Raw genomic sequence first — 7,451 nt, forward strand, 5'->3', positions numbered from 1 at the left:
CGAAGGATTACGAGGGCATCCGGACCGATCCGACCGTCGCCGGACCGCGGCTCGGGCGGGTCGGCTTCTATCTCGGCACCGAGGACGACGGCCCGGACGAAACGGACCGCATCGCCCTCGAACGCGCCGAGCAGCGGCTCCGGGTCGCCCTCGATGAGGTCAACGCCTTCTTCAACACCGAGTGGGCCGACTACCGCCAGGCCGTCGAGCAGGCCAACCCCTCGTTCTTTGAGGAGTACGAGCCGATTCGGATCGGAGAGGAGTAGCCCCCGTGCGAATTTTCCTATTCCGATTGACGCTGTTCTTTCCAAGACCGCGTGCGTCGGTATGAACTCCCTCCGTCGTCGGTCAACCGCATTCTGACGGTCAACACCTGGCACCACATCCCGAACCGAGAGGCCTACGCCGAGCATCTCGCTGGACGGTTGACGAACGGGGGCTCCATCTGGGTGATCGACTTTGAGAAGGATGCGCCCATGGGCCCGCCCAAGAAGCATCGCCTGAATCCACAGGCTGTCGTCCAAGAACTCGAGGCGGGGGGCTCGCGGCGAGTGTTCGCGACTTGGGCCTGTCCCACCAGTACGTGGTGGTCGGCCGCCCCAACTAGCCGTCGGGGGCCGCGACGGGCGATGGCAAGAGGGGAGCGCGCCGCCCCGAATAAACCGGGCGCTCTCATGTAGAAAGACGCACAGAGACTTCGGGATACGGCCAGGGAGATCCGCAGACCGATCACAGCGCTCCGTCGCCCGCCGATGCCCCCGCAGTTGATCGACGAGGTTCTTGCCCGCCTCGACCGTATCATCGCCTCGACCGTATCATCAACGACGCGCGCAGACGGGGGAGCCGCCTCAGATACTTTCCGATTCTACCCCCGCCGTGGCCAGGGCCTGAGGGATCAGTTCTGAAGACTCTCGTTCAATGACACGCCGTCTTTGGTCCGCTCTACGCCTGGCACGTCCCCGTCGGGACCTCGTCTCTGCCACCACATCGTTGGAAGCGGGCGGGAACGCGGGTACACCTCGTTGAGCGTCTTGCCCTCGTAGAGCCGCCCGTTTTTCATGACGTAGCGGATGGTCTGTGTGTGGCGGAGGTTCTCGAGCGGATTCTTCCGGAGGACGATGAGGTCGGCGAGCTTGCCGGGCGCGATGGATCCGAGGTCCTGATCGAGCCCAATTGCGTCGGCGCCCGTGTGGGTGGCGAGCCGGAGGGCCTCGTGGTTGGAGAGCCCGCCGGTGGCCATTGCCCAAAGCTCCCAGTGGTATCCGAGGCCCTGCAGCTGCCCGTGGCTCCCGACCCCCGCTCGCCCGCCCGCCTCGACGATGGACGTCAGGGTCTCGGCGTGTTCGTCGAACACGTGCTCCTCTTCCATAAACCAGCCGCCCGGCCCCGCGCCGGCCTCCGCGCCTCGCCGCCGGGTTCGCTGATCGAGCTCAGCGTGCGGCGTGAAGCGCTGCAGCTTGGCATTGTCGTGCGGGTTCTCGCGAGTATAGAAATAGTTTTCGGCCCAAGGCCCCCCGTAGCTCACAAGCAAGGTGGGCGTGTAGGCCGTCTGGGACTCAGCCGTGAGGCCAATGACGTCTTCGTAGAGGGGATAGATGGGAAAGCTGTGCTCGTGGCCGGGGTATCCGTCGATGATCTGGGTGAGATTAAGCTTGAGGTCGAGCGCCCCCTCCGTGGTTGGCATAAGCTTCAGATCGCGGGCCGCCTCGATGATCCACTGCCGCTGCTCCCGGTCGCCGGCCACGTACTGCTTCACGGTTTTCGTGTCGTAGTAGTCGCTGTACCGACGCAGCACGTCGCGTGCGTCCTCCAGGCTCTCAATCTTCTCGCTCTGAAAGATGCCGGGGCCGGTCGAGTAGATGCGCGGGCCGAGCATGCGCCCGCTCCGCACCTTGTCGGCATAGGTGAGCACGTCGGTGGTGCTGGTCTGCGGGTCGCGTGTCGTCGTAACACCGTAGGCGAGGGTCGACAGGTACTGCCACGCCTGCGTTTTGTGGAGGCCCCAGGCGGGCCGAAGGTGGGCGTGAGTGTCCACGAAACCTGGGATGATGGTGTTGCCTGAGACGTCGATCGTCTCCGCGCCCTGGGGAATTTCAACCGTGCCCCGCGCCCCGACCGCGGCTATTCGATTGCCCTTTACCACAAGGTCGGCGTTCTCGATGACCTGATCGCCCTCCATCGTGATGACCCGGGCCCCTCGCAGCGCGACCGTTCCCTGTGGAATGTCGCGGGACGCCTTCACCTTGATTCGCGTTTCCATGGGCTTGTACGCGGGCTCGTCGCTCTCCAGCGAATCCGGGGCCGCCTCTGCGCTATCCTCCGCGGCCCGCGCCGCGGCCAGATCGTACCGAAAATGCGCGTTGCCCGCCGAGAAGTGCACGCGCTGCCCCTCCCTGCTCCACGCCGGAAACTGCCCCCCGACGGTCGTGAGCTTCCGGACAGGCACCGAAGCGGCAGACGGGTCGGTGACTGTGATCGTCGGGGCCTTCTCTCCGACCAGGGGTACCGCCATTTGATAGAGGCTATTGTGCACCTGGGCTACGGCCTGGTCGCCGCCCGGGCCCATCAGCACGAGGGACGCGGTAAGCGGATCGGTGCTGAGCGGCTCGCGAAGCCCTTTTACTTTCAGGTGCGTCCGCACGTCCGTGCCGTCGAAGCGCATCGATTGAAGTCCCTGCTCCGAGCCGTAGACGTAAACCCGATCCGGATTTGTTGTGAAGTGGGGATGCTGACGCCCCTCCGCCGGCACGATCTGCGTTGCCGATCCGCCGCCCGCAGGCACCCACACGAGGTCGTCTGACGCGTCCGGGGCGGTGGAGCTGGTCGCGGTGCGAAAGGCGCGAGCGGGCCCTCGAAGCGCCACGATGCGGTCCCCGTCGGGCGACCACGCCGGCTGCTGGTAGACGGCCGGACGCTTGGTGATCTGGGTGGGCGTGCCGCCGGACGCCGGGACGCGATACAGGTGCCCCTCTCCCTTGTCGGACCAGGCCGCGTAGGCAATGGATTGCCCGTCTGGCGACCAGGTCGGGTGAGCCTGGATGACGTCCTGGTCGGTAAGCTGCCGGGGGGTCCCGTCAGGGTACTCCATCACGTAAAGCCGGTCGAGCACGGTGAAGGCCAGGCGGTCCCCGCTCGGGGACGGCACGGCGTTGCGGATCTGGCGGGCGGTAAACTGGGGCGTGTCCTTGATCGGGTACTCGAAGTCGAGCTTCGGCCCCATCGGAATCTTTACCTCCGCCGTGAACGGAATCTTGGAGGGCTCTCCCCCGTCGACGGGGAGGCGCCAAATCTCCCCGCCATAGGAAGCGATGAGGGCCTTCGAGTCCGGCGTAAAGCTCATGCCAGGATAGACATCCCGCGTCGCAATCGACTCCTGGTCATCGCGCTGCACAGGGTAGGCGAGCCACCGTTCCTCGCCGGTCTCCCGGTTGCGGATGCGGAGCCCGGTCTGCGCATCGTGGCGGGTGCCGTAGACCAGCCACTTGCCGTTCGGCGAGAGAGTGGGCCGAAAGGCCGATCCGAAGCGGGAGGAGCGTTCGTAAAGCTCGCCGGTCTTCCGGTCGTAGACAGCGAGCTGGTACTCCGGCAGGATGGCGTTGTAGTCCCAGGCTCCCGAGCGCCGCGCAAACCACACGTGCTCAGGGTTCTCGCCAAACGCCGCGCCGCTAAGACGCAGGTCCTCGGGGTTTTCCACGAGCGGCGTCCCCGTGCCGCCCTCCACGTGGTACAGCCAGGGCTTCGCCGGGTCGCCGAGGCTCGTTTGGCGCGAGGCGATCACGTAGTTGCCGCCTAGCGTCCACTCCGGCGAGTGGAAGCGAAGGTTGTCTCCGCCCGAGATCTGCGTCGTGTCCCTCGCGCCCCGATTCAAGACCCAGATCTGCTCCGACCCGCTCCGGTCGGACACGAAGGCAATCCGCTCTCCCTCCGGCCCGTAGCGCGGCTGGCTATCGAACGCCATGCCGCTTGTGATCCGCGTGGCCGTGCCGCCGTCGAGGGACAGCGCGTAGAGGTCCCCCAAAAGCCCGAACACGAGGGTGTCGCCCTCCGGGTGCACGTCCACCGAGAGCCACGAGCCCTCCGAGGCCGTCATCTCGAAGGTGCGGGTGGGCTCCAGGGGCAGCGAGCCGGGCCCGCTTTTGGCGGTGGTGTCGGGCAGGATGGTTTGGCCGGTGGCGCCCGGGACACTTCCGAAGGCGTAGAGCACGAAGAGCCCGGCGAGGACGAAAAATCGGTAGTCGTGCATCAAGCAAGAGGTGGCATGGACGGGGGGAGAGCGAGATCCTCGGGAATTTTCCCGCCCCAATTGTTCTTTCACTAATCTACGGATAGAGGCCCAGAAGACCAACGGCAGCGTTGCTTGGCAGCAACACTCATGACGTCAAGGGCCAGCAGAGGGAGCGTTCAGCACCGACTCGAAACTGCGCGGAGGGCCGAGCCCGAGTTCCGATTTCGGGTCGAGTGATCTAGGATCGAGAAGGCATAGGCGCAGGTCGAGACGCCCACGACGCCGCTCCAATCCGGGGTCACTCCCGACGCAGGTCTGCTCCAGACGACCAAGGAGTAGCGGAGCACGAACCGAAGCCCCTGGCTTCTGACGTTTCGATTGCCCCGATCGAGTCTACAGGATGCTCCTCGTCTGTTGGCCCACTCGGTGGAGCTGTTCGTCGTGAATGCGTTACGTAATTCCACCGATTGGCGGAGGTGCTATGTTTGGTCGCGTATGCGTTACGGAAATAGAGCAAAGCGTAACAATCGGGCCGAACGTGGGTTCTCCGTAATGCACCCTCCTGACCCGCTTTCCGGACCACTTCTGGCCCGATGGCTCGTCCCGATACACTCCCGAAGATCCTCACCGAGGAAGAAACCGACCGGCTTCTCTCCCAGCCGAACCAGCGATACTTCGGCCCGCACCGCGACTACCTGTTCATGCGGCTCATGGCGAGTCAAGAAATTATAGGTTCAGATTCGTTCCTTTGAACCAATATCGACAGGACGGTATTGCGCCCTTCGACGCTTAGCGACGTGTGATGGGACACGTTGTGAACTATCAGCGTCAGGAAGGGGGAGACAGGCCCAGTAGGAGGGTCAAAGCTGCTCCCCTAGGCGGAAGACCTGAAAGGGTGATACCAATGTAAGTGCTTTTATCTTCCATCGGGAAAGCATACCCCTCGCTCAACCTACTACAAGAGGAGACAAAGAAGCGCGTGGGAAAACAATTCCCGTCACTATGGGAACCGGAACTGTTACCAAGCAGAATCGGGGTACTCACTTGTCCGGGAGTCCACGACGTGGGCGAGCCAATGATATACAGGCAGTAGCATGAGGTGCCTGCTAAGGTGCACCGAGGTATGGTGCACAGGACACGCTACCCTGGTTCCAGTGTCCGATTTGGATAGCCTCCTATACGGGGGTACAAGGGAGAATTTGGAAGGCACCACCCTACTCAGGAGGGTTACAATGACCTATAAACTTGAGACCCACCACACGGAATGAGAAGGCTCCCAGATAGCCAATGACCTTGTGGTGGCGCGGAGTCTACATAGTAGTCTTGAATCAGTTTAGAGATACTGATATTGGCGAAGGTAGGGCGTATATTCAGCCTTAGTTGAAATCCGGAACAGAGAAGGGGTTCTTCCCCGGTGCACATAGGCAAGCAACCTTTCACCGACGAAGAACCCCTGTCATGGATTCTCAACATAGCACCGACGCCGAAGAGACGCCAACTCCTGAAGCGCTCCGGGATGTCCTCGACGGTCCCCCCGAAACGAAGCTCCACCTGATCCAGCATCACGCGAACATGGCTCTTCTTCTGGCGAAGCAGCTTCTTGAGGAGGAGGTCGAGGACCTCGCCGGAGAGCGGTACAGCCGCAAGTCCAGTGGAAACAGCCTCCGCAGGTGGGGCACCAATCCCGGCTCGATTCGAATCGACGGCGAGAAGGTCCCGATCGACGTGCCGCGCGTCCGAGACACTGACACCGGAGAAGAGCGGCCCCTGGAGAGCTACCAGGCGATGAAGCGATCTGGGATTGGGGAGGAGCTGCTGAAGGCCCTCATGCTGGGGGTCTCGCAGGAGGATTACAAGCAGGTGGCCGGTCAGTTTGTCGATGGATTTGGCCTGAGCCAGTCGTCGGTGAGCCGCCGGTTTCAGGAGCGAGCCCAGCAGGTGCTTGAGGAGTTCGAGAGCCGCTCGCTGGAAGAGGAGAACTTCCTTGCCCTCTGGATCGACGGAAAACGCGTTGCTGGAGAACAGATGATCGTCTGCATGGGCGTGACGGAAGCCGGCTACAAGAAAGTGCTCGGGTTTAGGCAAGCAACCACCGAGCGGGCCGAGCCCGTGATCGAGCTGCTTCGTGACCTGATCGGACGGGGACTTACCTTCGAGGAGGGTATTCTCTGCGTGATCGACGGCAGCAAGGGCCTGCGCAAGGCCGTCGACGAGGTCTTCGGCGAGCGAGCCGAGGTTCAGCGCTGCCAGTGGCACAAGCGAAAGAATGTCGTCGGTTACCTGCCGAAGACCGACCAGAAGGAGTGGCGACGGAAGCTTCAGCGGGCCTATCAGGAGACGACCTACGAGGCGGCCAAAGAGCGGCTCACCGATCTCCACGCCGAGCTTCAGCAGGTGAGCCGCTCGGCGGCACGTTCCCTCCAGGAAGGCCTGGAGGAGACGCTGACGCTACATCGGCTTGGACTTTTCGATGAGCTGGGAAAGAGCCTGAAAACCACCAATTGCATCGAGAGTCTGATGGGCGATGTGGACGGCTATATCGACAACGTGAAGCGTTGGCATCACTCTCCACAGCGGCACCAATGGATGGCCGTAGCCCTGATGGAGGCGGAAGATGGATTCCGTCGGCTCGACGGCTACGACGATCTACCCAGGCTCAGGGAGGCGCTGAAAGAAGCAATATCCAACGACGAATAAGCCGGAGAGAAGGACTCCTGCTCACCCCGTTTCAACTAAGTTTGCATTTACGCCGAAGGTAGATAGTGGAATCGACATAAGTAATAGGCCCGCACCGAAAAACCCAATGCTGCGAGTGTTAGGATCACGGTAGGAGGTAGGGGCTTCATGCACCCTGAAGATAGAAGCCTACCCTTGAGGAAGGTAGAGGGAGGAAAATGGCCCTGAATGGGGCCAGGTTGTAGGCGCGGAATACGAAAGTGAGGCATCATGCCTTTGAGATTCCATAGAGAGCCGAGACACTGCGAAAACAGTACGTCCGGTTCGGGAAGGAGGGGTAGGAAACGGCCTGGAGACAGGTACCTGTGAGGGTTTTACGCGCCTACCTCTTACTTTCACCTCAAAGCCGGGCTGCGGGCCTCGGAAGCAACAGCGCTTCGCCCGGAGCACGTCGATCTCATGAGCGGGAAACTCTCGGTCCGGGAAGGCAAAGGAGCGAAGGATCGCACCCTTTGGGTCGGGGAAGAGGTTCTCGGCGAACTCCAGCAGT

Annotated in this window: 5 protein-coding genes; 4 read left to right on the forward strand and 1 reads right to left on the reverse strand. The window is 62.5% G+C overall.

Features of this window, described 5'->3' with window-relative positions; genetic code table 11:
- Window positions 1–266 (forward strand): hypothetical protein (locus ABEL04_RS06720; protein ID WP_375801617.1); only part of this gene is annotated, 266 nt, incomplete at its 5' end.
- A 51-nt stretch (window positions 267–317) separates the two neighbouring features.
- Entirely contained in the window at window positions 318–680 is a 363-nt protein-coding gene (locus tag ABEL04_RS06725; RefSeq protein ID WP_375801618.1) for a hypothetical protein, read from the forward strand.
- A 215-nt stretch (window positions 681–895) separates the two neighbouring features.
- Here ABEL04_RS06725 and ABEL04_RS06730 read toward each other — a convergent pair whose 3' ends face one another.
- Window positions 896–4,243, reverse strand: a complete 3,348-nt coding sequence (locus ABEL04_RS06730; protein ID WP_375801619.1) for an amidohydrolase family protein — start codon at window positions 4,241–4,243, stop codon at window positions 896–898.
- 575 nt (window positions 4,244–4,818) lie between these two features.
- Between ABEL04_RS06730 and ABEL04_RS06735 the strand changes: the two genes are divergently transcribed.
- Window positions 4,819–4,977, forward strand: coding sequence for a hypothetical protein (locus tag ABEL04_RS06735; protein ID WP_375801620.1), 159 nt, complete (start codon window positions 4,819–4,821; stop codon window positions 4,975–4,977).
- 706 nt (window positions 4,978–5,683) lie between these two features.
- On the forward strand, window positions 5,684–6,922 hold the full coding sequence (locus tag ABEL04_RS06740) for an IS256 family transposase (RefSeq protein ID WP_375801621.1): 1,239 nt from the start codon (window positions 5,684–5,686) through the stop codon (window positions 6,920–6,922).
- Window positions 6,923–7,451: the final 529 nt, after the last annotated feature.

This window comes from Salinibacter sp., assembly GCF_042218895.1.
In the GTDB taxonomy this organism is placed as follows: Bacteria; Bacteroidota; Rhodothermia; order Rhodothermales; family Salinibacteraceae; genus Salinibacter.

Coding starts and splice junctions, on each gene's coding strand:
- ABEL04_RS06730 (WP_375801619.1), bottom strand. CDS start 4,243: ATGCACGACTACCGATTTTTCGTCCTCGCCGGGCTCTTCGTGCTCTAC.
- ABEL04_RS06735 (WP_375801620.1), top strand. CDS start 4,819: ATGGCTCGTCCCGATACACTCCCGAAGATCCTCACCGAGGAAGAAACC.
- ABEL04_RS06740 (WP_375801621.1), top strand. CDS start 5,684: ATGGATTCTCAACATAGCACCGACGCCGAAGAGACGCCAACTCCTGAA.